We start from the raw sequence: 25,732 nt of genomic DNA on the forward strand, positions 1-25,732 counted from the left end.
TGGGCCAGGCAGTCCGCTGGCCGCGTTGCGTCGCTTGCAGGGGCGACCCGCCCCTGCCGCGCGCCGCGCCTCGCCAGCGAACTGCCTGGCCCAATCACGGTGATATGAAATGGCCGAAAACCGCTCTAAACTGCCGAGGCTCCGGCGCTGGTGGAGTGTCGCGCTCGTCGCGCCGCTGCTCCTGTTCCTGCTCGCGAGCTTTGTCGCGCCGGTGCTGATGATGCTGTCGCGCGCGGTGATCGACCGCGATCTCGAGCGCGTCTGGCCCGACAGCGCGGCGGCGCTCCGGCAGTGGGACGGCGCGGGCGCCCCTCCCGATGCTCTCGCCGCGACCGTCGCGCGCGAAATCAACGCGGCGCGGCAGGCGGGAACGCTCAACCAAGCCGCCAACCGGCTCAATTACGACATGGTCGGATCGCGCAGCCTGCTCTACGCGACCGCCGATCGGCTGGCGGCGGGCACGCCGGGAGCGAGCGTCGCCGACCTCGCGCGGATCGACCCGCGATGGGGGCAGCCCGGGATATGGGCGGCGATGCGCCACGCCGACGGACCGCTCACCCGCCATTATCTGCTCGCAGCGCTCGACCGCCGGCTGAACGCCGACGACCGCATCGTCACCGTTCCTGCCGAGCAGGCGGTGTTCGCGAACATCTATCTACGCACCTTCAAGATCAGCGCGATCGTCGCGCTGCTTTGCGCCGCGCTCGGATATCCGGTCGCCTATCTGCTCGCCTCGCTTCCCGAGCGAAAGGCCAATCCGCTGCTGATCCTTGTCCTCCTGCCCTTCTGGACCTCGGCGCTCGTGCGCACCGCCGCGTGGGCGGTGCTGCTCCAGACCAACGGCGTCGTGAACAAAGCGCTGCAGGCCGTCGGGCTGATCGATGCGCCGCTCCAGCTCATCTACAACCGGCTCGGCGTCTATATCGCGATGACGCATGTGCTGCTGCCCTTCTTCATCCTGCCGCTCTATGGCGTGATGAAGGGCATTGCGCCGACCGCGATGCGCGCGGCGAGTTCGCTCGGCGCGCCGCCGCTCCGTGCTTTCCTCACGGTGTATCTGCCGCAGACATTGCCCGGCGTTGGCGCGGGCGCGATCATCGTCTTCACCCTCGCGCTCGGCTATTATGTCACCCCCGCGCTGGTCGGCGGCGGCGGCGACCAGATGATCAGCGCGTCGATAGCCTTCTACACCAACCAGTCGCTCAACTGGGGCATGGCGGCGGCTCTCAGCCTGCTGCTCTTGCTCCCGCTGTTGCTGATGATCTTCGCGGGGCGGACGATGGTCCGCACGGTGCCGGCATGAGCGCCCGTCGTTCGCGGTCGGAGCGCGCGGGCCGTGCGGCGCTCATCGGTTTTTCGGCGCTCGTCTTCGCCTTTCTGGTGCTGCCGATCCTTGCGGTGATCCCACTGTCGCTGAATCCGACCACTTTTCTCGTGTTTCCCGAGGGCGAGTTTTCGCTGCGCTGGTATCGGACGCTCGCCGGATCACCGCAATGGACGCATGCGTTCGGCAACAGCCTGAAGATCGCCGTCGCCACGACATTGATCGCCACCCCGCTCGGCACGCTCGCGGCGATCGGACTCGCCTACATGCGCTCGCGCGCCAAGACGGCGATCGTCGCAATGATCACCGCGCCGCTCGTCGTGCCGGTGGTGGTGGTCGCGATCGCTTTCTATTTTCTCTTCGCGCCACTCGGCCTCGTCAACGGCTCGCTCGGGTTGATCGTCGCGCACACGGCGCTTGCGGTGCCCTTCGTCGTGATCGTGGTCCATGCGGCGCTGCGCGGGCTCGACACCGAGCTGTTGCGCGCCGCCGCGAGCCTCGGCGCGCCGCCGCTCGTCGTTCTTCTTCGTGTCCTAATCCCCCTGATTGCCCCCGGGGTCGCTGCCGGCGCGGTCTTTGCCTTCATGACCTCGTTCGACGAAACGACCGTCGCATTGTTTATCGCGGGGCCTGAGCAGCGGACGCTACCGATCCAGATGTTCGAGGGAGTACGCGAACAAATCAGCCCGGCGATCGCCGCTGCGGCGACGCTGCTGATTATCGCTTCGACACTGTTGTTGGGCGCGGCAGAGCTGCTGCGCCGCCGCGGCGAAGGGAGGCGCCCCGGGTCAGCGGCTCCAGACATCGGCGCATAGCCGCGCGAAATTGGCGCCGAGCAGCTTTTCGATCCGCCGCGCCGGCCAGCCACGCCCGGCGAGATCGTCGGCCAGCTTCAGGAAACGCGCGGGCTCGTTATATTCGGGGATGAGATTGAAGACGTCGGGAGCCTCGCCCGGTGCCGCGATCCCGAGCGCCTTGCGCTCTTCGTAGAAACGGCGCTGACCTTCGGCATAGTCGGCATTGAGTTCAATGCCGCGGATGCCGCCGTCGGTTCCCAGCGCGACATGATCCTCGCCCGCGACCGTTACAGCATGTTCGATATGGCGGATGACGTCGGCGGCGCGCGGCTGGCCGCTGGCGCGCAGAAACGGCATGAAATAGATGCCGGCGACTCCACCTTTGTCGGCCAACGCGCGGAGGTCGGCGTCGGTCGTGTTGCGCGGCACGTCGTTCAAGGCACGGCAGCCGGTATGGCTGATCGCGATCGGCGCCGACGAGGTCGCAATCGCCTCGGCAATCGTGCGCTGCGCGGCGTGGCTTGCGTCGACGATCATCCGCCGCGCATTGAGCCCCGCAACTACCTCGCGGCCAAAATCGCTGAGTCCGGCATTACCGGACTCAAGACAGCCATCGCCGACGAGGTTGCGCTTGTTGTAAGTGAGCTGGACGATCCGCACGCCGAGCAGGTTGAACAGGTCGAGCCGTTCAACCTCGGTTTCGAGCGGCACCGTATCCTGAAAGCCGAAGATGACACCGAGCCGCCCGCTCGCCTGCGCCGCCGCGAGGTCGGCCGCCGTGCGGACGTGCAGCAGATGATCGGGCAGCGCCTCGATAAAGCGCGTGTAGCGCGCGACGCGGCGCAGCGTTTCCTCATAGCGGCCCGGCGTATTGCCCGCAGCACCCACCGTCTGGTGGATCACGGTCAGTCCCGACGCGCGGTAGGTCGCAAGCTGCGCCGCGATGCCCGGCGCCTTCGGATCGAGCGCGCCCAGCGATGATAGACCGTCGATCACCATCGCCTTACCGTAGCGCGCCGCGCCGAAATCAGCCCCGCGTGCCGGGCCTGCGAACGCCAGCGCCGCCGCGCCGCCGATCAGCGCGCGGCGCGAGACGATCATGTATGGAGCGCCTTCTCGAACTCGCGCGCCGCGTCGGCGCCGGCGATGGCGGTCAGGTGCTTCAGGAAGACCGGCGTCGTGTGGACGGGCTCCTTCGCCATGGCGATCATCAGCCGGTCCATCGCGGGGCGACCGATGCGATGCTCAAGATCGAGCAGCAGGAGCGGCCCCTTGCCGTAAAGCTGAATCCGGTTCGGCCGGCCATGCCCCATGACCGGACCCGCGTCCTTCGTAGCGTCGCGCTTGGCGGCGATATTCTTCGCCAGTTCCTCTGCCCCGAAAGCATGCTCAACATAGCGCATCGACATATATTCGGCGGCCGATTCGACGAGCCAGAAATCGTCGGTGAGCGGGCTGGCCAGCATCCACCAGGCGTGCGCAATCTCGTGCGCGACATAACGGCCGGGATTGACCTCGGTGATGTCGGGGGTGTTGCGCCCGCCTTCGGACAACACCGTATAGGCCGTGCGCGCATACCCCATCGAACGCTCGCGCCAGACCTGCGCCATCCGCACCTTGCGCGGCAGCGGGCCGAACATCGCTTCGAAATAGCGCGCGGCGCCCTCGGCATGCTTGACGTACCAGCCCGAAAGCTGGGTCGACAGGTCGCGCGAATAGAATTCGACGCCATGCGCCTCGGCGCGCTGCAAGCCGTGCATCGCGACCATCGGCAGGTCGATGTCGAGGAAGTCGCGGTGGATCCGCACCCCTGTCGCGGTCCGCGTCACATCGCCCTGCGCAACGACGACGAGATCGGGGTCGAGCCCGTCAATCGCCGCGTCGACGGTGAAGCGCGTCTGGATGTCGGCACCCACCGGAAACCACATATGGTCGATGAACAGCTCATAACCTTCGGGCCGCAGCGGCTTGTTGCCGCTGTCATGCTCGGTGAGGATCGGTCCCGCGTAGCGGAAGCGCAGCTTGACCGGGTCCGTGGCGGGCGCCGCAAAGCGGAAGCTGTATTTGTTGAGCGCGGGCATCGGCGAGGTCGACGGCTCGACGGACATGGTGACGCCGGGCGGCAGGTCCATCGGCTGGAGAGCGAAGCGGTCCGACAGAAGGAAGGCCTTTTCGGCTTCGCCGTCGCTGAGCGTGATCGTGACGTCGGCGTCGAGCGCGCCTTGGGGATCGAATTTCGCCGCAACATCGTAATGCGGCGGTGCTGCGTGCGCGACGGCCGCGCTGCCGAGCGCCAGCAAGGTCGCGAATAGTCTCTTCATGCCGATTGTCCTCCCCCAGCGATCCAGGCCTCGATACGTTCTTCGAGCAGCGGCAAGGGCAGCGGCCCCGCGCCCAGTACCACGTCATGAAAGCGGCGCAGGTCGAAGCGGGCACCGAGGCCGGCGCGCGCGCGGGCGCGCAGCTCGATGATCTTCTGCATCCCGATATAGTAGGAGGTCGCCTGTCCCGGGATGACGATATAGCGCTCGACCTCACGCTGGTTATCGTAATGGCTCGACGGCATGTTCGCGTCGAAATAGGCAATGCCCTGCTCGCGCGTCCATTGCAGCGAATGGATGCCGGTATCGACCACCAGGCGGCACGCGCGCATCAGGGACAGCGAAAGGCGCCCGAAGTCCGAATAGGGATCGGCATAGAGCCCCATCTCCTTCGGCAGCAGTTCCGAATAGAGACCCCAGCCCTCCGAAAAGGCGGCGATGCTCGCGAAGCGGCGGAACTTCGGGAGCCCTTCCATCTCGTGCGCGATGCAGGTTTCGACATGATGCCCCGGGATCGCCTCATGATAGAGCGTCGCGGCGAGCTGGTAGCGCGGCTGAGCCTTCATGTCGGCGAGGTTGATATAGAAGATGCCCGGCGCCGATCCGTCCTGCGGGGGGTTGCGATAATGCGCCTTGGGCGCCGATTTCTCACGCCACGCCTCGATCGCTCGGACCTCGACCGGCGCCTTCGGCAGATGCTCGAACAGTTCGACTTGTCGCGCGCGAATTTCGCCGAGCAGCGCACCGGCCTCGGCAACATAGGCGGCGCGCCCCGCATCGGTGTCGGGATGATAGAAGCGCGGATCGCTGCGCATGAAGGCGAAGAAAGCCGGCAGGTCGCCGGCGAAACCGACCTGTTTCATGATCGCGCGCATCGCGTCGTGAATGCTTGCGACCTCGCGGAGCCCGAGCGCGTGGACGTCGGCCGCCTTCAGCGGCAGCGTCGTATAGCTTTCGAGCTGCGCTGCATAATAGGTCTGCCCGTCCGGCAGTTTCCAGACGCCCGCAGTCTCGTCGGCTTTCGCCTCGGCCGCACGCAAATGCGCGATCAGCGCGCGATAACCACTAGCAAAGCCGCCTTGCAACGCCGCCGTGCCCCGCGCGAGAAGATCGGCGCGCTCGGCGTCGGGCAGGTCCGCTTTCGCAACCTTGCCCCGGAAATCAGCAAGGATCGGGCTGTCGCCCTCACCCGCGAACGGCGCGCCTTTGAGCAAGTTGAGACAGGGTTCGATGACGAGACCATAGACGAAGCGCGGCGGTCGGATTCCCTTTGCTTCCTGCGTCCCCATCCGCTCAACCGCCTGCGCCATCAGCGGCGCGACGGCGTCGAGCCGCTTGATATAGGCTTCGGCGTCGGCCTTATTCATGATCGGATGGCTGTTGGTGAGCGTGCTCGGTACCCGCGTATGCACGCCGCCCATCTGGGTCATCACATAATCATGGTTGCGCCATTTGAAGTTACGGAGCGCAAGCTCTGTCGAGCGCGCGAACATGCGGAGGCTGAGCGCCGCCTGCGGTGACAGCTTCGCGGCATCGAAGCTTTTCAGCACAGCACGGTCGGCTTGGCGGAGCTTGTGGTCCTCGAGCTCACGCGCCTCGCCGATATCGTCCCACTTGTCCTGATCGCGGCGAATGCCGAGCGCCGACTGGCGCGTCGGGCTGCGATCCAGCGAACGCTGAAAGATCGCCTCGAAAAAGGCGTCGAGCCGCGCGTCCTCGTCAGTCTGGATTGCAAAGACCGGCGGCGCGATCAAAGTCGCACCCACCAGCACCGCCGAGCCGATGAAGTGGCGCCTGCAGATCATGCCTGTCCTCCCGCTGCGATCCACGCATCGATTTTGTGTTCGAGCATCGGAAGCGGAAGCGGCCCGCTGCCGAGCACATTGTCGTTGAAGCCGCGAAGGTCGAAGCGGTCGCCTAGCTTCGTCCGCGCGCGGTCGCGCAGTTCGACCAGCTTGAGCTTGCCCATCTCATAGGCGCAGGCCTGCCCCGGCGTGACGATGTAGCGCTGGATCGCGGTGACATTGTCGGCATGGTTCGCCGGCGTATTTTCGTCGAGCCACGCCACCGCCCTTTCGCGGCTCCAACGCAGCGCATGGACGCCGGTATCGGTGACGAGGCGGCCCGCGCGCATCAACTCCATCGAAAGGCGCCCGAACTCCTGCCACGGATCGTCGTAAAGCCCCATGTCGGTCGGTAGCTGCTCGGCGAACAGCGCCCAACCCTCGCTGAACGCGGTGTAGCCGCCGAAGGCGCGAAACTTCGGCAGCCCGGTCAATGCGCGCGTCACCGCCTTTTCGAGATGATGGCCGGGCACGCCTTCGTGATAGGAGAGCGCCGACAGCTCGTAGATCGGTAGATTCCGCATGTCGCGCGTGTTGACGTAGAGGATGCCGGGGCGCGATCCGTCGGCCGAGGGCGCAAAATAGCCCGCGGTGCCCGCCGACGCTTCGAGCCAGGGCTCGACCGGCTTCACCAGCACGTCGGCGCTCGGAACATGATTGGTGAGCTCGCCGAGCCGCGCGGTCACCGCGGCAATTTTCGCGCGCATCGAATCGAGATAGGCCGCCTTTCCCTCAGCGGTGTTGGGATAATAGAAACGATCATTGCTGCGAACATGCTCGAAAAGCTCTGCGAGCGTGCCCGCAAATCCCGCGCGCTTGGCCACCGCGCGCATCTCGCCGTGCAGACGTGCAGTCTCTTCGAGCCCGATGCGATGGACCTCGGTTGGCGAGAGCGGCAGCGTCGTGTTCCAGCGGAGCTGGGCGGCATAATAGGCGTCGCCATCGGGGAGGCGCCAGACGCCGGCATTGCAGTTCGCACCGCATTTGATCGCGCGCAGATGGTCGATGAGGCCACGAAAACCGGGACCGAACCCTTCGATCAACCCAGCCTCGGCCGCCTTCACAAGCCGTGCCCTTTCGACCTCGCCGATCGAAAGACTCTCCAGCTTGCCACGGAAATCGGCGAGGATCGGACTGTCGGGGGTGCCGGGTTGGAACGGCGCGCCGGCAATCAGCTTCTCGCAATTGCCGATGACAAGCGGCGCCGAGAAGGGCGGCGGGACGACGCCGTTCGCCGCCTGCCGTTCGAGCCCCGCGACGACTGCCGCCAGATAGGAGCGCACCGCGTGGAGGCGCGCGACATAGGCCTCGGCGTCGGCGACGCTGGCGATCGAATGATTGTTGATCAGCGTTTGCGGAATGTCGCGCTGCGGCCCGCGCATCTGGCAGACCGGATAATGATTGCCACGCCAGAGGTGGCGCTCGATCGCCTCCTCGGCGTCATAGGCGAACAGATCATAGCTGAGCTGCGCCTCGTGACCCAACGCCGCGCGATCGAAGCGCTTCAATTCGGCGAGGTCGCGCCGCACGAGCACGACATTCTCGTCCGCGCGCGCCTGGCTGACATCGGGCCACCAGCCCGCGCCGCCGCCCGTAATCCCCATCGATGACTGCGCCGCGGGATTGCGCGCGAGGTCGCGCTGGAAGACGCTTTCGAAGAACGCATCGAGGCGCGCGCTCTCGTCGCGCGGCGCCGTCGCCCATACCGGCGTCGCGGCGGCGAGCGCCCCTGCCGCGATCAGTTCGCGGCGGCTGAGACGAAGGTCGTTCACTGGCCGATCGGGAAATCGCCGAGCGGCGAAACCGTCGTTGTTTCGGCGGCGGCCGTCCTCGCCGGCGCACCTTTCACATGTGTATCGAGGAATTCCAGTATCTTGCGATAGGCGACAATCTGGTTCGCCTTCTTGCGGAACCCATGCCCCTCGTCGGGGAAGACGACATAATCGACCGGTACGCCGTTCGCCTTCACCTTGGCGACGATATCCTCGGATTCAACCGGCAGCACGCGCGGGTCGTTCGCGCCCTGGAGCACGAGCAGCGGCTTTTTGATATTCGTGGCGTGGAAAACGGGTGAGATCTTGCGGAGATATTCGGCGTCCTTTTCAGGATCGCCAACCTCGGTAAACAGCAGCCGGCGCAGATCTTCCCACCAGCTCGGCGTGTTGGCGAGCAGGCGCGGCCAGTTCGACACGCCGTAAATGTCGACTCCCGCCGCAAAGGCATCGGGTCGGAAAGCGAGCCCGGCGAGCGTCATATAGCCGCCATAGCTTTGCCCCTGGATCACGACTTTGGCGGAATCGACAAGGCCGGTGTCGATCAGCATCCTTTTCGCCGCGACGACGTCGTCGAGATCGGCATCGCCATGCTTGCGGTCGTCGAGATGGTAGAAGGTCCGTCCCGACCCGCTGCTGCCGCGATTGTTGATCTCGAACACGACATAGCCGTGATTGGCGAGATATTGCTGCAAGGGGCGATAGCCGATCCGGCTTTCGTCGCCGGGCCCCCCGTGGACATGGATGACGGCGGGGAGCGCGTCGCCCTTCTTAGCGCCCTTCGGCACATAGAGGATGCCCGGCACCGTGACGCCGTCATAGGATTTGAAGCGCACGACCTCGCCCGCGATCAGGTCGTCGGGTGCCACGCCGGGCGCGCGCGCGTTGAGGAGCGGCATCCGTTCACCCGTAGCAAGGTCGAGCAGCAGGATGTCGCCCGGCGTGGCACCGTTCGAGGCGCTCACGAGCGCCTTTTTCGAATGGTTGGCGAGAAGCAGGCCGCTGCTCGCGCCCGGCATCGGATCGGCGAGGTGCAGCGGTTTGAAGGTCGCGGCGTCGAACAGATAGGGGCGCGAACGCGCATCCTCGTTGACCGAGACGATCAGCGTCCTGCCATCGCGCGACAGGTCCGCGCCCTCCACGTCCCAGTCGGGTTTGAAAACGGTGACGCGCTTGCCGGTCGCAAGGTCCTGTCGCACGAGAAAGGCGAACTCGCCGCCATCGTCGGTGGTGTAGAAGAGCTGTGCGCCTTTGTCGGAAAAGGTCTGCGGTTCGCAGGCGACGGGCTTGCCCTCGACGGTGAGTTGGATCAGCTTCGCCGCGGTGCGGTCGTAGACATAGCAATGTTTCGTCGCATTATCGACGATGCGGCTGAGCCCGACATAACGGCGATCGGGGCTGACCGCGCGGACCTGATAGGCCTTGTCATTCTCGAACAGGAGCGTCTTGGCGTAGCCGTCGGCCTGAATCTCGTAGAGGTCGAAGAAGCGCGGATCGCGCTCGTTGGTCTGGACGAAGAAACTTTTGCCGTCCTGCGCCCATTCGACGAAGCGCGCGACATGCTTCGCGCCGGGTGTCACGTCGTGCGTGGTGCCCTCGCGCTCGCGAACATAGATATGGGCGAGTTCGTTGCCGCCTTGGTCGCTCGAAAACAGGATGCGCTCGTCGTTCGGGAAATAACCGATCGCGCGCACCGTCTCCTTGACCGAATTGGTGAGCGGCGTCGCGGCGCCGCCGCCCGATGGCATTTCGTAGATATTGGCGATGCCGGTGCGGTTGCTCGTGAAGATCAGCTTCGTATCGTCGGGCGACCAGGACAGACCGCCGATCGTGTCCGAATCCATCAGCTGTTCGATCGTGTAGCGTTTCGGGGACTTTTCGTCGGCCGACGCCGGAGCGGCGTGGCAGGCCAGCGCGATGCCGAGCAGCAGATATTTAAGCATTATTTTCCCCATATGGGCGGTGTCGGGGGCGGCGCAGGCGCGCCGCCCCGCAGGAGCGTCAGAAGCTGGCGCTCGCGGTCAGCAAATAGGCGCGGCCGAGAAAGTCGAACGACCCGAAGCTGCGGCGGGCGAGCGCCGCATAGGGTATCTCGCGATCGAAGATATTGTTGACGATCAGTTGCAACCGGAAGCGTTCACCGACATTGAAGCCGATCGTCCCGTTGACCAGCGTATAGGCGCCGACGTCGTTGATCGGCGTATCCTCGATCGTCTGGTCAAGGCTGAACTTGGTCTTGTCACGCCAAAGGACCTGGACATCGAGATCGACATCGCCGAGCGTCGCGCCGACATAACTCTGAACGCGCCATTTCGGCAGCCCGACTGTCCCCGCCGCTTCCGTTACGGGTTGGCCTGCGAAGAGGACCTGCTCGTAGGTGTCGGTGTAGAAGAGCTTGGTTCCCAGACGCATCGCGTTGCGCCCGCCGGAACTCGGTATCAGGCTGCTGATGTCGAAGCCGTAGTCGGCGGCAACGATCAATCCGGCGAAGTGGAGCGTCGACGTGTTTACGAAGCCGGTCGTGAAGCCGTTCGCGATGTCGCCGGGATTACGTTGCGCCCCGCCCGTGCCGTTCCCCGCCGCGATATCCGCGGCAGTCAGACGACGAAAATTGCCGCAGGCATCGGTCGCGGGATAGCTGGCACTGTCATAGCAGGACGCCATCAGCGAATTGATATCGAGATTTTCGATCCCACCGGTCAGCCGGACGTCGGTCCAGTCGGCCGCGAACCGGAAGCCGGGAATCGCGGGCGGCTGATAAACGAGCCCGAGCGACCAGCTCTTTGCCTTTTCGTTGTCGAGATTCTCATTGCCCGACAGGCTGCCCGACGCTGAACGGATATTGGTCGTGGGCGTAAAGGCATTTGGCGCGGGCGCACTGACGGCGGCGAGCGCCGCCGCGCAATTGGCGGCGCGGACGTCGGGATTGTTGCCGCGATTGTAATTATCCTTGCTGCACGGATCGCTCAGCGTGTTCGTCACCGGCGAACTGGCCGCAAACAATTCACTGATCGCCGGTGAGCGAATCGCGCGCGTATAAACGCCGCGCAAGGTCAACCCTTCGCCGATCCCGCCGAGTTTGGGTGCGATTCGGCCGCCAGCGGACCAGGTGATCGCGCCGCCCGCAATCGAATGGTCGACATAGCGGATCGAACCGTCGAATTCGGCGCTGCGGATCAGCGGAAAATTCTGGTCGTCCGAGATCAGCGGGACGACGAGTTCGCCATAGACCTCCCTCGTCCCGAACTTGCCCGAAACCGGCGAATAGGCGCCTATGCCCTCGCCGAGCAGCCGGTCGCCGGCCTGGAGGACGGCGTCGGGCGCGAAGACCGCCTTCTCGACGCGGCGCTCGACGCCGATATTGAACGCGATCCGTTCGCTCGAAATGCCGAAGGGCAGCTTGCCGCCGAGGTTCGCGGTCAGCACCGTCTGCGTGTTCGTGCTCTTCGACCGTCCGGCCTCGCTGACATAGGCGGCCGCCTCGTCGCTCGGAGAGCCGTAACCGAACAGGTTGATCGGCACGCAGCCCGCCGGCGCGTTGCCGCCGCAGATGATCGAGCCGTCGGGCGCTTCGACAGCGTTGACCGCGGCCAGGAAGCGTTCGGGATTGACGTAGGTCACCCGCGAATTGTTGCGGACGCGTCCGTAATTATAGGAGACGTCCCAGTTCCAGCGTTCGCCGGCGACGTCGAAATGCCCTTCGAGCCCGCCCACGAAACGATAGAGGTTCTGCACCGTCTGTTGCGGCTCGCGCTGGACGATGTCGTTGAGGTTTCGGTTGAGGTTGAAGGTGGTGAGCCCGTTCGCCTGCAGGATCGAACGCGCCTGATCGGAAAGGAACGGGTTGTCGACCGAGAAAGTCAGCTTCGGCCCACCGATCAGGCCGGGCGCGGCCACGGAGGTGAGATCGGACAGGCGGACGACCTTGCTGCGAGCATAGGCGCCTTCGAAAAAGACGCGCAGATTGGGCGTCACATCGTAGTGCGCGAGCAGGTTTCCGAGCACCCGGTCGGTCGGGGTGAGCAGCGAGGTATTGTCGGCGAGACTGAATCCATCCCCACCCGACGTCGCGAGCGGAAAGACGCCCAATGCGCCGAGACCGGCCGATGCCAGAATATCACTGACCACGGTTCCCACATCATAGGGGACGAGTTCACCATTCGCACCGAATTGCAGCGGACGTCCCTGGGCGTCGAAGATATAGTTACCGTTGGGCGCGATCCCGAAACCCGGCAATGATACGCCCGGCCCATCCACACCGAGCAGTCCTCCGGCACCCGAATCGAAATAGGGCAGGCCGCCCTCGGTGAACACGGCAAAGCGATAATCGTCGACGACACTGAGGGCGGGAATACCATCGGTCGAACTGGTGTTTTCGGGATTGGGGATCGTATTCCGGAAACCGCCGAAGCGGTCGCCGTACAGCAGGCCGCTCTGCTTCGAATATTCCAGCCCGACGACGATGTTGCCCCGGCCTTCGGAAAAGTTCGTCCCCGCGAGTCCGCGGATGGCATATTGGTGCGAATCGCCATCTTCGTTGAGCCCGGCGAGCCCCGATATCTGCAGCCCGTCGAAATTGTCCTTCAGGATGATATTGACCGTGCCGGCAATCGCGTCCGAGCCGTAGATCGGCGCGCCGCCGATCGCGATCGTTTCGACCCGGTCGACCAGCCCTGTCGGAATAAGGTTGAGATCGACCTGAGAGCCCGCGGAGGCGTTGCCGCTCGCCGCCGCTGAATTCGCCGAAACGAAGCGGCGTCCGTTGACCAGCGTCAGCGTCCGCTGCGACCCCAGGCTGAACATGTTCACGAACCGCTGCCCGGTTCCGTTGATCGCCTGATTTCCGCCAACGGCGCTGCTGTCAGACGTCCCGAATAACGGGTTCGCCTCCAGCGCCTGCGCAACATTGACGTAGCCGCGCCGCTCAATTTCCTCTGCATCCTCGACCATTGCCGGCTGCAACGTGTCGAAGCCTGCGCGCTCGATGCGCGAGCCGGTGACGATGATCTCTTCCCCGGTGGTTTCGGTACCGACGCTGGCTTGCGGGCGGCTTGCCGCGCGGCGGATCACTACCGCGCCTTTGGCGTTCTGGACGACTTCGAGTCCCTTGTTCGCGAGCATCAGCCGGAGCGCTTCGATCGGCGTATAGTTGCCGTTCACCGCATTCGTCTTGATCCCCGCAAGATCGGCGTCAGGCACCATGACCTGCACGCCCGACTGCACGGCGAGGCGCTGGACCGTCTGCGCGGCATCGCCCGAAGGGATCGAATAGCTTTGCCGCTGCTGAGCCGCGGCGGGTGCCGCCCAAAGCATCGTCGTCGCCACACCAACCATCAGCGCAGTGCGCTTGTTCAACCGGCTTGCCTGCCCCCACATCGTCTTGCCTCCCTCATGCCCCGGAGCGATTCTGCGCTTCCATAAGCAAATGAGCGACGGCATCCGGAAATCCGCTATCAGTGCGACGGAGAATTCTGCTGACGCACCAAAACGAGTTCGTCCCCGCGACGCACGACCTCGCCGTTGAAGGCCTCGGCCGCGGCGCCGGCGAACGCCTGCGCATCGCCGAGTTTGAAAACGCCCATGAACTCGGCGCGCGCGAGCGTGGGGTCCTCGATCACGACCCGTAAATTGGAATAGCGGTTCACCTCCTCGGCCGCCGCCCCCAATTGTTGACCATTGAAGACGAGCACGCCGTTGCGCCACGCAATCCGGCGTTCGACATCGGCGGCATCCAGCACCGCCTTGCGTGGCCCGGTCGCGGCGGCGACAAATTGTTCGTTGCGGCGAATATAGCGCGGCTGGACCGCCCCGCTCGCCTTGCCGCCCACGGCGACGACACCTTCCTCGACCGTGACCTCGACGCCGCCATCCTCGATGCCGACGACGAATTCGGTGCCGACCGCGCGAACGTCCAATCCTTCGGCACTGACAACGAACGGCCGCTGCTTGTTATGCGCGACCTCGAATGACGCTTCTCCGCGGCGAAGAATAATCCGCCGGATATCGTCCTCGTACCGCACTTGCACCGCCGAGCTGCCGTTGAGCGTCAGGATCGATCCGTCTTCAAGCGCAATTCTGCGCACCTCGCCCCGCTCGGTCGAGATACGGCCGGCCCAATGATCATAGGCGACGGTGCCGCCGAAAGCAGCCAGCGCGACCGAAGCCGCCATCGCATAGCGTCCCCAGGGACGCTCGCGAACAGGCGCGGGAACATCACGCTGCGTCCCGCCGTCGAGCGCCGCGATCCGGTCGATGTCGAGCCACAGCGCCTGCGCACGGACATAGGCGCCCAGATGCCGGCCGTCGGATTCCAGCCACGCGTCGAGCTGCTGCTGCTCGGCGCTGTCTAGCGGGCGCTCCGCCGACCGGACCGCCCAGGCTGTCGCCTGGGTGTCGATATCAGCCCCATTTCCAGAACCTGCGCTCACGCTGTCTTCCATCCTGTGCGCCCACTGGCGCCTCTTTCATTGCGTCGGAAACGAGCCGAAGCGCCTTGGCGAGATGTTTCTCGACGGTGCTTTCGGCGATTCCCATATGTTCGGCGATCCGGCGCTGCGAAAAGTCCTGAAACTTTTTGAGCTCGAAGGCCTGTCGGCATTTTGGCGGCAGCGTCTGCAATATTTCGTACAAACGCGCCAGTTCTTCCTGTCCACTAAGACGTCGGTGCACACTCATCTCTTCGTCAATGATGTTCAGCGAGTCCAAATCCGCCACCAGGTCGATCGCAACAATACGCGAGCGGCGAAGATGTTCGCCGACGATATGCCGTGCAGTGACAAAGAGATAGGCGCGCGCGTTGCGGATCGTATCGGGATCGCCGGTCCATAGACGCGCATAGGCCTCCTGCACGACTTCATCGACATCGCAGGAATCGAGGCCGCGCAAGCGCCCGCCAAGCCACTTGCGCAAGTCGGGCTCGTGCGGAAGCACTTCGCGTGCAAACCAGCGGAGACGAGCCTGACGATCCATGGCCCGATGGCATCAGCATTCGATGCACGCGTCAAGCGAAAATGACATAATTGTGAATTTTTTTCTTAATAATCAATATCTTAAATAAGCCGCGCGTCATCGAACCCGGGAACCGCGATCCCGAACCGATGCGGAAGATGCGGCGCTTATTGCGTGATGCGTTTGACGACCTTTCCCGACGGGTCGAGAAACTCAATGCTCGGCTCGCCATCGGCGCCGACCTTGAGCAACAGGCGCGGCTTGCCGCTCTTGTCGGCGAGCCGGACGATCGCATCTTCGGTCGCCTTACCGGCGAAGACGCGCTCCGCCCCGGGGCCGCCGTTCGCCATCGCATAGGCGCGCATTTCTTCGCGGATACGGTTCTTCGCGGCATCGTCGTCGGCGGCGGCGGCACGCGCGCTCATTTCCATCAGCGGCTTGATCGACCAGTCGGGGCGGTCCCAGACGCGCAACCCGGCGGTGCGTTTGCCGTTCGCCTCACTGTACTGGATGCCGACGGTCTGGTCCTGCTTATACTGGTCGAACATCAGCGAGCCCGAGGCGCGGCGATTGTCGCCGACGGTCTTGCTGCCGAAGGTCAGCCCGCCGACCTCGTCGCCCTCGTCGTTGAAGAAGAGCATCCCGCCGCCGTCGCGGCTGTGGTGCTTATATTCCTTGCCTTCCATGAACAGTCCCGGAAAGCGTTCGGAATTGGCGAGGACGAGGCGATATTTTCCGTCGGGTTCGACGATGTTGACGCGCTTCACGCTGATCTCGTCGAACACGGCCTTCGGCGGTCCGCCGTCGGCCATCACGAGCGCGGTCGGTGCCGCAGCCCCCATGATGAACCCTGCGGCGACGAGCGCAAGGCGCTTACCGGCAATCTCGACCACCCGCTGTCTCCTCAATAATTCCATTGATCCACCGGTGCGCCGGCGGGCGCATTCTTCCGGACGTGATCGGCGACCTCGCGGACGACACCCGCCCAGTCGGTGTGGTGCCAGTTATGTCCCTTTTTCGGCCGTCCATATTCGAAGCGGATCGGATAGTCCTTGCCCGCGACCTCGGCGACCATGTCCTCGAACCGGTAGACCGCGAGGTTGAGGTAGAAATCGTCCATCTCGCCCGCAAAGAAATGCAGCTTGCCGCGCAGCTTCGGACCGAGCGTCGCCCAGTTGTCGCGCGCATAGCCCGAAAGGTCGAAGCCCTTCTCGCGCATATATTTGACCACGTCCTTGTTGATGACCCCGGTCTTGTAGTCATAGAGCATGACGGGATAGCCGTCCGCGCCGACCGGGCCGTGCGTCGCCTGCCAGATGCCGAGCTGGTAATAGCTCCGCCCTTTCGACCCGAGCATGCCCTCGAGCGCCGCGAGCGTGCGCAGATCGACGAGCGGATGCCCTTCGCGGCTGCGGCGGAACGGCTTTTCCTGCGTGATCCAGTCGTTGATCTTCAAGGTGAACATATTGTCCTCCTTGTAGATGTCGGTGAGCTGGTAGCGGGTGAAGTCGATCGGGTCGGGGTTGAAGATCCACGCACCGCCGAACAGGTCGGGATAATGGAGTTGCAGCGCGAGCGCCTCCCAGCCCCCCGTCGATGCGCCTTCGACGATCCGGCCGTAGGGCTGGTCGATCAGGCGAAAGGTCTTTTCGAGATAGGGCATCAATTCCTGGGTGATCGCATCACCCCACGGGCCGTTGTTCGCCGAATTGAGCGCGTAGGATTCGAAGAAATAGGGTCCGGGTGTTTCGAGCGTGACGCCAACCATGCGCGGGAAATTTTCGCCGTTCCATTCCTGCGAAAACTGATAGCCGGTCTTGACGTTAGCATCGGCGGCAGCGCGGCGTGCGGCCTCGCTATCGTTCGCTGGATCGGTGTCGAAATTGAACGATCCGCCGAAATGACCGTAGGTATAGATGGCGGGATAGCGCGCCCCTAGATGCTTGTCGAAATCCTTCGGCAGCAGCACTTCCGCGCCGATATACATCGGCATGCCCCAGAAATCGGACAGAATCTTGCTCTTGATGCGCACGCGTTTGATCCACGGCGTGTCGGGCTCGCGCGCGATGGGCCCGATCCTTTCGGTGAGCGTTAGTGCAACAGGGGCCTTCGCAGCCGGGTCAAGCCGGACATCGGCGGGTTTGCTGTAGGGGTTGCCCGGGAACATCGGCGCGATGACGCGTTGGTCGCTCATCGGCACCCAGATCGTGTGCCCATCGGCCCGCTTCGCCTTCTTGTAGGGAATGAGCACGGCCTGCACGCTGTAATCGCCTGCGGGGAGCCGATCGAGACCGAACGGAAATCCGTCCGATTTTGCATCGATGGTCACGGTGGAACCAGGACGCAAACCTTCTACATCCGTGCCGAAGGCCGGTGGGCCGTTCATGCCGATCATCTGGCGCGGCTCGACCTTGGCAGGCGCTCCATCGACTCCGCGGCGTGCCGCAACCACGATAAGTCGTCCGGTTACCGGTTCACCGGCAGCGGATTTCGGCAATGTCACCGAAAAGCTGATTTCCGCTGCCGCCGGATGACCGCTCGCGAGCGCCGCCGCGGCCAAGACCAACATGAACCCCAGCCTGCTACTTTCCCGAACTCCCATTCGTGCCCCCTATTCGATCAACTCCATGCTGCACGATGAATGGCAAGGCGAAATCCTCCATTCTTCTTCAATGGCGCTTGCGGCGCCGCAGGTTTTGCACGCCCGACAGATCTCGACTGTCCGCCTGCAGAGCATTCGCTCCCCGGTGGGCCTGGTCAAATCCTGACCTTCCCATGATTGTTTCCTTCGGCCAACGCCGGCCGCCAGAGCAACGCTTGAGTTTCGCCGTTCCGCGCCACAAAGCACTCGAAAGCGCCTGCGCGCCTATCGATGTCGGCAGTCCCCCCTGTCCGAAGGTATGGCCCGACCGATGCCTCGACCCAATCGACCGCGAGTTGGCCGCCACCTGCTGTCCGTTGCGCGGGGGCGGGCTCCGGAATCGTGAGAACCGCGGTCACGGCCGACCCGGCGAGGGCCTGCGCCAGGAAGCTGCGTCGATCGGTGGTCTGATACAGGGTCATCATCGTCTCCTTTGTCCAGGGCGGACTGGCCGCTTTGAGCCAGAGGGCGGAAAAAGCAGACGCAGCCTCAACGAATTAGATGGTCCCTCTCACGCTGTCGAATTGCGCCGCGACATGGCGCGCATAGGGCAAGCCTTCATCGCGGATCACCAGATCGCCCGCCTCCCATTCGACGACACCGCGAAGCTCGTAATCGGCGAGAACATCCCGTATCCGCTCCCCGCGCTCTGGTCCGACGTGGGTTCGTCCGGCGCATAAAATGTCGCGGATATTTTTCCCTCGCATCCGCTGCGAATCGTCGATGGATACGCCGCGCACGGCGGCCAGACGGCCTTCACCGACCATATCGCGATACGGTCCCGCCCGCTTCTCATTCTGGACGATAAGGTCGGAAAACCGGCTGATTGCGCTCGCTCCAAAGCCAAGGAGAACGGGAGCGTCATCGTCGGTAAACCCTTGAAAGTTACGGCTGACGCGCCCCTCCGCCGCCGCGACCGCAAGGGGGTCGCCGGGCCGGGCGAAATGATCGAACCCGACGGGAATATAGCCCGCGTCGGTCAGGCGCTGGTATCCGTGCTCCGCCTGTTCGAACCGAAGCCGCAGGTCGGGCAGTCCGCTGGCGTCGATCCGCCGCTGGCGCGGGATCATGTCGGGCAGATGGGCATAGCCGAACAGCGCGATCCGGCTCGGTTCAAGACGGATCGTGTCGTCGAGCGTGGCGTCGAGGTCGGTGAGCGACTGGCCGGGCAATCCGTACATCAGGTCGAAGTTGATCGCGTCGATATCGCGCAGGCGCAGCGCCGCGACGACGCGTTCGATATGCGACAGGGGCTGGATCCGGCCGATCGCCTGCTGGACGTGCGGGGCGAAGGTCTGGACGCCGAGGCTGACGCGCGTGACGCGCGCGGCCGCGAGCACCAGCGCCCATTCGGCCGAAAAGCCGCGCGGGTCGAGCTCGATCGACACCTCGGGCCGGTGCGCGTCGAACACCGTTAGGATGCGGTCGAGCAGGCGGACCAGTTCGACCGGTGCGATCGCGTTCGGGCTGCCGCCGCCGAACGCGATACGCTGCACGCGTCCGCGCCCGCCCAGCCGTTTTGCGACGAGGGCAATCTCGGCGCGTAGCGCGACGAGATAGTCGGCCAGCCTTTGCTTGCGCCCGGCCGCCCCGGTGTTGCAGCCGCAATACCAGCAAATCTGCTCGCAAAAGGGGATATGGACGTAGAGCGAGATCGGGGTCGCCGCCTCGATCGCGTCGAGCGCGCGCGCATAATCGTCGGCGCCCACGTCGCCGGTAAATTCCATCGCAGTGGGATAGCTGGTGTAACGCGGCACCGGCTTGGCGAGCAGATCGGGGTGATAGGACCACATAGGGGCCTACTACGCCCGCGCCCGCGCCCGGTCATTGACCGGGATCAACGCAGGCGCATCAACAGCAGCGCTTTTTGACGCCGTCCGATTTGCTCCGCCGGTCGGTGACGGCATGGCACGCCTTGGCGCAGTTGCGGCGCTGGTCGGGGTCGGCGGGATCGCCCGGAACGATCATCCGGTGCGCCGCGCCGCCGCACGACGGCAAGGTCAGGATGTGCGCCTCGACCGCGATCGGCGGCTGCATGAGCGCGGCCGCCCCCATCGCGAGAAAGATGTTGCGGACGTTCATACCGACTCTTCCTCCTCCTCGACAAAGATACGGAGCGCGGCACCATCGAGGTCGTCGAACTGCCCCTTGCGGAGCGACCAGAAAAAGGCGGCAAGACCGAGCAACCCCAGGCCAAGTGCGATCGGGATGAGGAAGGCCAGGCCGTTCACCGGATCGCCCCCCTCAATCGCAGCGCGTTGCCCACAACGATCAGCGACGATCCCGACATCGCGATCGCGGCGACGAGCGGCGTGACGAGCCCCATGAAGGCAAGCGGCACCGCCACGGCATTATAGCCGATGGCGAGGAGGAAATTCTGTCGCACCACCGTCTGGGTCCGCCGCGCCATTTGGACCGCCTGCACCACCGGCATCATCCGGTCGCCGAGGAATATGCAGTCGGCGGCATTCTTGCCGACGTCGCTCGCCGATCCCGGCGCGATCGACGCATGGCCTGCGGCAAGCGCGGGGCCGTCGTTGAGGCCGTCGCCGATCATCAGCACCTTGCGGCCGAGTCCGGCCTGGCGTTCGATCGCGTCCAGCTTGTCCTGCGGGCTCATTCCCGTCTGCGCGGTCAGGCCGAGCTGGCGCGCAACCGGCGCCACGGCTTCGGCGCGATCGCCCGACAGGATCATCGCCTCGACACCGTGATGCCCCAGCGCGTCGATCGCCTCGGCAGCGTCGGGCCGCAGGCGGTCGGCGAAGCGGATCGTCGCGACCGCGTCGCCATCGACTGACAACTCGGTCGCGAGCGCGTCGCCCAGATCGCCGCGCTGTGGCCGTCCAAGTTTGACGATGCCGCCCGCCCATTGCGCCTCGATCCCGAAGCCCGGCGTCTCCGTTATCGAAGTCACCTCGGCGGGACGCACGTCATAACGCTGTAGTCCGCGCGTCAATGCCTCGCTCAGCGGGTGTCGGCTGGCTTGCGACAACGCGAGGATCAACGATTTCGTGCCGGTGTCGAGCCGGTCGAGGCCAATGGCCTCCGGACGCCCGAGCGTCAGCGTCCCGGTCTTGTCGACGAGCGCAAGATCGACTTCGGCAAGCCGTTCGAGCGCCGAGCCGTCCTTGACGAGTACGCCCGCGCGCATCAGCGCGCCCGCCGCGACGATCTGCGCCGCGGGCACGGCAAGGCCGAGCGCACAGGGGCAGGTGATGATGAGCACGGCGGCGGCGATCAGCAGGCTGTCGTGCCAGCCCGCGCCCGCGACCATCCAGCCGGCGAATGCCATCAGCGCAAGGCAATGGACCGCCGGCGCATAAAGCCGCGCCGCGCGGTCAGCGATGCGGACGTAGCGTGATTTGCCCTGCGCCGCCTCGCCCATCAACCGGGCGATGTCGGCAATCGCAGTGTCGGCGCCCGCCGCCGTCACGCGCACGCGGATCGGCGCGTCAAGGTTCAACGTGCCGGCATGGGCCCTGTCGTCGAGCTGGACCGGCTGCGGCGCGCTTTCGCCCGTGAGCAGCGAAAGGTCGAGCTGGCCGTCCCCGCCGACGACCACGCCGTCCGCCGCCAGCCGCTCGCCCGCCGCGACGAGCATCACCATCTCGGGCGCCAGCGCGGTCGCGTCGACCCAGCGGCTGCGGCCGTCGTCGCCGAGCACCGTCGCGCCGCTTCCCATGTTGCGCAGCAGCGCCGTCACGCCGCCGCGCGCGCGGTCGCGCATCACGCTGTCGAGCCAGCGACCGCAAAGCAGGAAAAAGAGCAGCATGACCGCGCCGTCGAAATAGGCGTGCGCGCCGCGGGTCGCAGTCTCGTACAGGCTGATCGCGCAGACGAGCGCGACGCCGATGCTGATCGGCACGTCCATATTCGTGTGGCCGTGGCGGAGCGCCCGCCATGCCGAGCGGAAGAAGGGCCGCCCGGCATAGGCGACGGTCGGCAGCGCGATCGCCGCCGAGAGCCAGTGGAACAGGTCGCGCGTTGCCCCCGCCGCGCCCGACCAGACCGATACGGAGAGCAGCATGATGTTCATCATTGCAAAACCCGACACCGCGACGGAGCGCAGCAGTTCGCGGCTCGTTTCGGCTTCGGCGTCGGCCTCGCCGGGACCGTTCCCGATCGGATGCGCCTCGAACCCCAGGGTCGAAAAAGCGCCGATCAGGTCGGGCATGTCGGTGTCGGGCATATAGGACAGATGCACGCGCTTTTCGGTAAAGTTGACGCGCGCCGCGGCGATGCGCTTGTCGCGCACCAGCCCCTGTTCCAGCTTGGCGATACAACCGACACAGCGGATGTCGGGCACGGCAAAGTCGCGTTCGACGAGAGCGGCGGCGTTCATCGCAGATCCTCGCGATAGCGGGCTTCGTCGGCGCCGCGTCGGACGATGAGGTCGAGCCGCCAGCGCCCCACCGCCAGCGGCTCGACCGAGCGCAGCCTTCCGTCCGCCGCCGGCTCGAAACGGAGCGCGACGGGCGCGGTGCGCCCAACGGCGTGATTGACGGTCGCGGAGGCCCGAACCCCCTCCAGCGACCGGCCCTCCTTGCGGATCGTCAGCAGGACATGCCGGCCCGCGTCGAGCGTGACCCCCGTATCCCATCCCAGCCGGGCCTGTGCGTCGGCGCGTTCGAGCCACCGGTTGTAATTCTGGCTCGCGACATAGCTGTTCTCGACCACCTTGCCGCCGAAGGTCGACATCGCGAACCGCGCCATGGTGACATTGACCGCGATCACGACCGCAAAGAAAGCGACGAGGATCGTCGTCATATGCCGGCCGGTGAAACGCCGGGGTGTCGGGGTGTCGGTCATTGTCCTGTCTCCGGCCGGTCGAACTGGATGGTGTCGCTGTCGCCGCGCGGATCGCCGTCGAGCCCGCGCGTGGCGATCGTGAAATCCTGCCGCGCCGGGCCCGCGCCGGGCGCCGCGATGAACAGCTTGACGCTCGTGACGCTGTCGGCGGGCAGCGCCAACTCGATCCGCTGCGCCGCATTTTCGCGCGTGCCGACATTCGTCCACAGCACCGCGCCCGGAAGCCCGCTGACCGTCACCGCCACCCGGCGCGGCCGCGTTTCCATATTGCGCAGCTTCAGCGTGTAATTGTTGCGAATCTGGCCGTCGGAGAGCTGGACGTAGAGCGGGCTGCGCTCGTGCTGCACGGCGAGATCGAGGCGGGTGCGCTGGCCGAGCGAGAAGAGCATCGCGGCGCCGATCGCGCTCCACACGCCGAGATAGAGCAAGGTTCGCGGCCGCATCAGCGTCTTGCGCACCGGCTGCGCGACGCCGCCCGCCTTTTCGGACGCGGCATCGTCGAGTGTGCAATAGTCGATCAGGCCGCGCGGCCGCCCGACCTGCGCCATCACCCCGTCGCAGGCATCGATGCAGAGCGCGCAGGTGATGCAGCCGATCTGCGGCCCTTCGCGAATGTCGATCCCGGTCGGGCACACCGCGACGCACTGGTTGCAATCGATGCAGTCGCCGAAGGCGCCGGGATGCGCCTGTGCCTTCTTGACGCTGCCTCGCGGTTCGCCGCGCCAGTCCTTATACGTTACCAGCAGCGATTTTTCGTCCATCATCGCGGTCTGGATGCGCGGCCAGGGACACATATAGATGCACACCTGCTCGCGCATGAAGCCGCCCAGGATGAAGGTCGTGGCGGTGAGGACGGCGACGGTGCCATAGGCGATCGGCGCCGCCTGCCCGGTCCAGAAATCCAGCGTCAGCGTCGGCGCGTCGGCGAAATACATGATCCAGGCGCCGCCGGTCCAGAAAGCGATGACGAGGTAGATCAGATATTTGACCGTCCGCTTTGACAGCTTTTCGAATGTCCACGGGCCGTTCGCGAGCCGCGCCTGCGCGTTGCGGTCGCCGTCGACCAGCCGGTCGACATGCTGGAACAGGTCGGTCCACACGGTCTGCGGACAGGCATAGCCGCACCAGGCGCGGCCCACCGCACTGGTGACGAGGAACAGCCCGATCCCCGCCATGATGAGCAGTCCTGCGACATAATAGAATTCGTGCGGCCAGATTTCGATCTGGAACATGTAGAAGCGCCGGTTCGCAAGATCGACGAGGACCGCCTGGTCGGGCGCATGCGGGCCGCGATCCCAGCGGATCCAAGGCGTCGCATAATAGATTGCGAGCGTCACCGCCATGATCGCCCATTTGAAGCGGCGGAAAGGGCCGTTCACCGCCTTCGGGTAAACGCCCTTCCGCGCTTCGTAGAGCGGCGCCGGCTGGCCGGAGAGGTCCTCAGGGCTGGCCATCGGCTCCCTGCCCTTCGCCGACCGGCGCCAGCCCCTTTTCGCCGCCGCCCAGCGAATAGACATAGGCCGACAGCATCTTGATCGTCACGGGATCAAGCCGGTTGTTCCAGCGCGGCATCACCCCGTTGCGCGGCTGGTTGACCGTCGTGGTCAGGCCGGCGCGATCGCCGCCATAAAGCCAGATCGCGTCGGTCAGTTTCGGCGCGCCGAACTGGCGCCCGCCCTCGCCGCCCGCGCCATGGCAGACCGCGCAATTGTCGGCAAACAGCGTCGCGCCGCGCGCCGACGCGGCGCCCGCCTTTTCCTGCCGGCTGATCACCCGCACAAAGCTGACGACGTCGTCGATCTGCCCTGCGTCGAGAATGCCGTCGCGGCCAAAGGCGGGCATCAGGCTGGTGCGCGTGTCCTTGTGGTCGGGGTTCCGGATGCCATGCGTCACCGTATATTCGATGCTCGCCAGATCGCCGCCCCACAGCCAGTCGTCGTCGGTCAGGCTGGGATAGAGGTTCTTCACCCCCGCCCCGCCCGCGCCATGGCACTGAACGCAATGGACGCGGAATGCCGCGCCGCCGCCCTGCACCGCCGCCTGCATCAGTTCCGGCTTCGCAGGCAGATCGGCGATCGCGGTCGCGGCAATCGCACTCACCGTCGGCGCGCGACGTTTCGCATCGGCCGCCATTTCCTTTTCGAGGTCGCCGCGGCTCGACCAGCCGAGCACGCCCTTTGTCGCGCTGTCGACCATCGGCCAGGCCGGATAGAGGATCACATAGGCGAGCCCCCAGACAATCGTCGCGTAAAAGGTCCATAGCCACCAGCGCGGCATCGGCGTGTCGAGTTCCTCGATACCGTCCCATTCGTGACCGACCGTGGTCGTCCCGGTGGCTTCGTCGATGCGCTTGTGCTCAGCCATGCTCGTCGTCCTTGAAGATCATGTTCGCGGCCTTTTCGTTGCGCGCGCGGGCGCCCTTGCGGAACGGCCAGGCGATGAGGGTGAGGAACAGCAGCGCCATGGCGAGCAGGCCCCAACTGTCGGCGAAATGGCGCAGCGCGTCGTAGCTCATCGCGCCGCCTCCGTTTCGCCCGACCGTTCCTGCGGCGCCGCCTTTTCGACATCGACCAGCGTACCGAGCATCTGGAGATAGGCGACCAGCGCGTCCATTTCGGTCACGCGCGACGGATCGCCGTCGAAGTCGCGCGCCTGTGCCTTGGGATAGCGTTTCTGGAGGTCGCCCGCCCCGGTTTCGGGATCGGCCTGCGCCCGGATGTCGTCGTTCGCCTTTTCGATATCAGCCGTCGTATAGGGCACGCCGACGCGATAGAGCGCGGTCAGGTGGTTCGCCATGTCGCCGGTGTCGAGGTCGCGCTCCGCCAGGAAAGCATAAGGCGGCATGATCGATTCGGGCACGACGCTGCGCGGGTCGATCAGATGCGCCTTATGCCATTCGTCCGAATAGCGCCCGCCGACGCGCGCAAGGTCGGGTCCGGTACGCTTCGACCCCCATTGGAACGGATGATCGTACATGCTCTCGGCCGCGAGGCTGTAATGGCCGTAACGTTCGACCTCGTCGCGGAACGGACGGATCATCTGGCTGTGGCAGGTGTAGCAGCCCTCGCGCATATAGATGTTGCGGCCGGCGAGCTCGAGCGGGGTATAGGGCCGCATTCCCTCCACCTTTTCGACCGTGTTGTCGATCCAGAACAGCGGCGCGATCTCGACGATGCCGCCGATGGTCACGGTGAGCAGCGCGAGCGCGCCGAGCAGCGTCACATTGCGTTCGACCTTCTTGTGGCTGAAGCCCTTTTCGGCGGGTTTGGTGGCCAT

Annotated in this window: 22 protein-coding genes; 3 read left to right on the plus strand and 19 right to left on the minus strand. The window is 65.2% G+C overall.

The window, feature by feature from the left end; genetic code table 11:
* The first annotated feature begins 109 nt into the window (after positions 1 to 109).
* Positions 110 to 1,303 carry an ABC transporter permease gene (locus tag E5675_RS15140; protein ID WP_136175250.1) on the plus strand — a complete coding sequence of 398 codons (1,194 nt, stop codon included), beginning with the start codon at positions 110 to 112 and terminating at the stop codon, positions 1,301 to 1,303.
* A complete protein-coding gene (locus tag E5675_RS15145; RefSeq protein WP_136175251.1) occupies positions 1,300 to 2,139 on the plus strand; it encodes an ABC transporter permease in 840 nt (279 codons plus the stop codon). The genes E5675_RS15140 and E5675_RS15145 overlap by 4 nt, the downstream gene beginning before the upstream one ends.
* On the opposite strand, the gene E5675_RS15150 is transcribed toward E5675_RS15145, so the two are convergent.
* The 10 genes from E5675_RS15150 to E5675_RS15195 all read right to left on the minus strand — a co-directional run bounded on the left by E5675_RS15150 (position 2,113) and on the right by E5675_RS15195 (position 17,575).
* A complete protein-coding gene (locus E5675_RS15150; protein ID WP_136175252.1) occupies positions 2,113 to 3,222 on the minus strand; it encodes a membrane dipeptidase in 1,110 nt (369 codons plus the stop codon). The two genes, E5675_RS15145 and E5675_RS15150, sit on opposite strands and share 27 nt — an antisense overlap.
* Positions 3,219 to 4,442: a M1 family metallopeptidase gene (locus tag E5675_RS15155; RefSeq protein ID WP_136175253.1), complete on the minus strand. Its 1,224-nt coding sequence runs from the start codon at positions 4,440 to 4,442 to the stop codon at positions 3,219 to 3,221. The genes E5675_RS15150 and E5675_RS15155 overlap by 4 nt, the downstream gene beginning before the upstream one ends.
* Complete coding sequence (locus E5675_RS15160) at positions 4,439 to 6,247, minus strand: DUF885 domain-containing protein (protein ID WP_136175254.1); 1,809 nt, start codon at positions 6,245 to 6,247, stop codon at positions 4,439 to 4,441. Before E5675_RS15160 ends, E5675_RS15155 begins: the two co-directional genes overlap by 4 nt.
* Positions 6,244 to 8,058, minus strand: coding sequence for a DUF885 domain-containing protein (locus E5675_RS15165; protein ID WP_136175255.1), 1,815 nt, complete (start codon positions 8,056 to 8,058; stop codon positions 6,244 to 6,246). The genes E5675_RS15160 and E5675_RS15165 overlap by 4 nt, the downstream gene beginning before the upstream one ends.
* On the minus strand, positions 8,055 to 10,001 hold the full coding sequence (locus E5675_RS15170) for a S9 family peptidase (RefSeq protein WP_168707875.1): 1,947 nt from the start codon (positions 9,999 to 10,001) through the stop codon (positions 8,055 to 8,057). The genes E5675_RS15165 and E5675_RS15170 overlap by 4 nt, the downstream gene beginning before the upstream one ends.
* 58 nt (positions 10,002 to 10,059) lie before the next feature.
* Complete coding sequence (locus E5675_RS15175) at positions 10,060 to 13,497, minus strand: TonB-dependent receptor (RefSeq protein WP_136175257.1); 3,438 nt, start codon at positions 13,495 to 13,497, stop codon at positions 10,060 to 10,062.
* A 14-nt stretch (positions 13,498 to 13,511) separates the two neighbouring features.
* On the minus strand, positions 13,512 to 14,486 hold the full coding sequence (locus E5675_RS15180; RefSeq protein WP_168707876.1) for a FecR domain-containing protein: 975 nt from the start codon (positions 14,484 to 14,486) through the stop codon (positions 13,512 to 13,514).
* Positions 14,458 to 15,027, minus strand: coding sequence for a sigma-70 family RNA polymerase sigma factor (locus E5675_RS15185; RefSeq protein WP_136175259.1), 570 nt, complete (start codon positions 15,025 to 15,027; stop codon positions 14,458 to 14,460). The genes E5675_RS15180 and E5675_RS15185 overlap by 29 nt, the downstream gene beginning before the upstream one ends.
* Positions 15,028 to 15,173: 146 nt before the next feature.
* Positions 15,174 to 15,899: a hypothetical protein gene (locus E5675_RS15190; protein ID WP_136175260.1), complete on the minus strand. Its 726-nt coding sequence runs from the start codon at positions 15,897 to 15,899 to the stop codon at positions 15,174 to 15,176.
* 11 nt (positions 15,900 to 15,910) lie between these two features.
* On the minus strand, positions 15,911 to 17,575 hold the full coding sequence (locus E5675_RS15195) for an alpha/beta hydrolase-fold protein (RefSeq protein WP_168707877.1): 1,665 nt from the start codon (positions 17,573 to 17,575) through the stop codon (positions 15,911 to 15,913).
* Between E5675_RS15195 and E5675_RS21520 the strand changes: the two genes are divergently transcribed.
* Complete coding sequence (locus tag E5675_RS21520) at positions 17,574 to 17,774, plus strand: hypothetical protein (protein ID WP_168707878.1); 201 nt, start codon at positions 17,574 to 17,576, stop codon at positions 17,772 to 17,774. The genes E5675_RS15195 and E5675_RS21520 overlap by 2 nt on opposite strands.
* Positions 17,775 to 18,144: 370 nt before the next feature.
* On the opposite strand, the gene hemN is transcribed toward E5675_RS21520, so the two are convergent.
* The 9 genes from hemN to ccoO are packed head-to-tail and all read right to left on the minus strand — an operon-like array spanning position 18,145 to position 25,732.
* Complete coding sequence (gene hemN / locus E5675_RS15205) at positions 18,145 to 19,440, minus strand: oxygen-independent coproporphyrinogen III oxidase (RefSeq protein ID WP_136175263.1); 1,296 nt, start codon at positions 19,438 to 19,440, stop codon at positions 18,145 to 18,147.
* A gap of 58 nt (positions 19,441 to 19,498) precedes the next feature.
* The gene (locus tag E5675_RS15210) at positions 19,499 to 19,729 is read right to left on the minus strand and encodes a hypothetical protein (RefSeq protein WP_136175264.1); all 231 of its coding nucleotides are present in this window, start codon (positions 19,727 to 19,729) and stop codon (positions 19,499 to 19,501) included.
* Positions 19,726 to 19,878 (minus strand): cbb3-type cytochrome oxidase assembly protein CcoS, encoded by a 153-nt coding sequence (gene ccoS / locus E5675_RS15215; protein ID WP_058803274.1) that lies wholly within the window; start codon positions 19,876 to 19,878, stop codon positions 19,726 to 19,728. The genes E5675_RS15210 and ccoS overlap by 4 nt, the downstream gene beginning before the upstream one ends.
* The gene (locus tag E5675_RS15220; RefSeq protein ID WP_136175265.1) at positions 19,875 to 21,989 is read right to left on the minus strand and encodes a heavy metal translocating P-type ATPase; all 2,115 of its coding nucleotides are present in this window, start codon (positions 21,987 to 21,989) and stop codon (positions 19,875 to 19,877) included. The genes ccoS and E5675_RS15220 overlap by 4 nt, the downstream gene beginning before the upstream one ends.
* Entirely contained in the window at positions 21,986 to 22,456 is a 471-nt protein-coding gene (locus E5675_RS15225) for a FixH family protein (protein WP_136175266.1), read from the minus strand. Before E5675_RS15225 ends, E5675_RS15220 begins: the two co-directional genes overlap by 4 nt.
* Positions 22,453 to 23,910: a cytochrome c oxidase accessory protein CcoG gene (gene ccoG, locus E5675_RS15230; RefSeq protein WP_136175267.1), complete on the minus strand. Its 1,458-nt coding sequence runs from the start codon at positions 23,908 to 23,910 to the stop codon at positions 22,453 to 22,455. The genes E5675_RS15225 and ccoG overlap by 4 nt, the downstream gene beginning before the upstream one ends.
* The gene (gene ccoP, locus E5675_RS15235) at positions 23,897 to 24,820 is read right to left on the minus strand and encodes a cytochrome-c oxidase, cbb3-type subunit III (protein WP_136175268.1); all 924 of its coding nucleotides are present in this window, start codon (positions 24,818 to 24,820) and stop codon (positions 23,897 to 23,899) included. The genes ccoG and ccoP overlap by 14 nt, the downstream gene beginning before the upstream one ends.
* The gene (locus tag E5675_RS15240) at positions 24,813 to 24,971 is read right to left on the minus strand and encodes a cbb3-type cytochrome c oxidase subunit 3 (RefSeq protein WP_136175269.1); all 159 of its coding nucleotides are present in this window, start codon (positions 24,969 to 24,971) and stop codon (positions 24,813 to 24,815) included. Before E5675_RS15240 ends, ccoP begins: the two co-directional genes overlap by 8 nt.
* Positions 24,968 to 25,732, minus strand: a complete 765-nt coding sequence (gene ccoO, locus E5675_RS15245; RefSeq protein WP_136175270.1) for a cytochrome-c oxidase, cbb3-type subunit II — start codon at positions 25,730 to 25,732, stop codon at positions 24,968 to 24,970. Before ccoO ends, E5675_RS15240 begins: the two co-directional genes overlap by 4 nt.

The organism is Sphingopyxis sp. PAMC25046 (assembly GCF_004795895.1).
GTDB lineage: Bacteria > Pseudomonadota > Alphaproteobacteria > Sphingomonadales > Sphingomonadaceae > Sphingopyxis.

Bases quoted from the DNA above. Each gene is read 5' to 3' on its own strand.
- E5675_RS15140 (WP_136175250.1), top strand. From the start codon at position 110: ATGGCCGAAAACCGCTCTAAACTGCCGAGGCTCCGGCGCTGGTGGAGT.
- E5675_RS15145 (WP_136175251.1), top strand. From the start codon at position 1,300: ATGAGCGCCCGTCGTTCGCGGTCGGAGCGCGCGGGCCGTGCGGCGCTC.
- E5675_RS15150 (WP_136175252.1), bottom strand. From the start codon at position 3,222: ATGATCGTCTCGCGCCGCGCGCTGATCGGCGGCGCGGCGGCGCTGGCG.
- E5675_RS15155 (WP_136175253.1), bottom strand. From the start codon at position 4,442: ATGAAGAGACTATTCGCGACCTTGCTGGCGCTCGGCAGCGCGGCCGTC.
- E5675_RS15160 (WP_136175254.1), bottom strand. From the start codon at position 6,247: ATGATCTGCAGGCGCCACTTCATCGGCTCGGCGGTGCTGGTGGGTGCG.
- E5675_RS15170 (WP_168707875.1), bottom strand. From the start codon at position 10,001: ATGCTTAAATATCTGCTGCTCGGCATCGCGCTGGCCTGCCACGCCGCT.
- E5675_RS15175 (WP_136175257.1), bottom strand. From the start codon at position 13,497: ATGCCGTCGCTCATTTGCTTATGGAAGCGCAGAATCGCTCCGGGGCAT.
- E5675_RS15185 (WP_136175259.1), bottom strand. From the start codon at position 15,027: ATGGATCGTCAGGCTCGTCTCCGCTGGTTTGCACGCGAAGTGCTTCCG.
- E5675_RS21520 (WP_168707878.1), top strand. From the start codon at position 17,574: ATGAACCCCAGCCTGCTACTTTCCCGAACTCCCATTCGTGCCCCCTAT.
- E5675_RS15195 (WP_168707877.1), bottom strand. From the start codon at position 17,575: ATGTTGGTCTTGGCCGCGGCGGCGCTCGCGAGCGGTCATCCGGCGGCA.
- hemN (WP_136175263.1), bottom strand. From the start codon at position 19,440: ATGTGGTCCTATCACCCCGATCTGCTCGCCAAGCCGGTGCCGCGTTAC.
- E5675_RS15210 (WP_136175264.1), bottom strand. From the start codon at position 19,729: ATGAACGTCCGCAACATCTTTCTCGCGATGGGGGCGGCCGCGCTCATG.
- E5675_RS15220 (WP_136175265.1), bottom strand. From the start codon at position 21,989: ATGAACGCCGCCGCTCTCGTCGAACGCGACTTTGCCGTGCCCGACATC.
- E5675_RS15225 (WP_136175266.1), bottom strand. From the start codon at position 22,456: ATGACCGACACCCCGACACCCCGGCGTTTCACCGGCCGGCATATGACG.
- ccoG (WP_136175267.1), bottom strand. From the start codon at position 23,910: ATGGCCAGCCCTGAGGACCTCTCCGGCCAGCCGGCGCCGCTCTACGAA.
- ccoP (WP_136175268.1), bottom strand. From the start codon at position 24,820: ATGGCTGAGCACAAGCGCATCGACGAAGCCACCGGGACGACCACGGTC.
- E5675_RS15240 (WP_136175269.1), bottom strand. From the start codon at position 24,971: ATGAGCTACGACGCGCTGCGCCATTTCGCCGACAGTTGGGGCCTGCTC.
- ccoO (WP_136175270.1), bottom strand. From the start codon at position 25,732: ATGGCCACCAAACCCGCCGAAAAGGGCTTCAGCCACAAGAAGGTCGAA.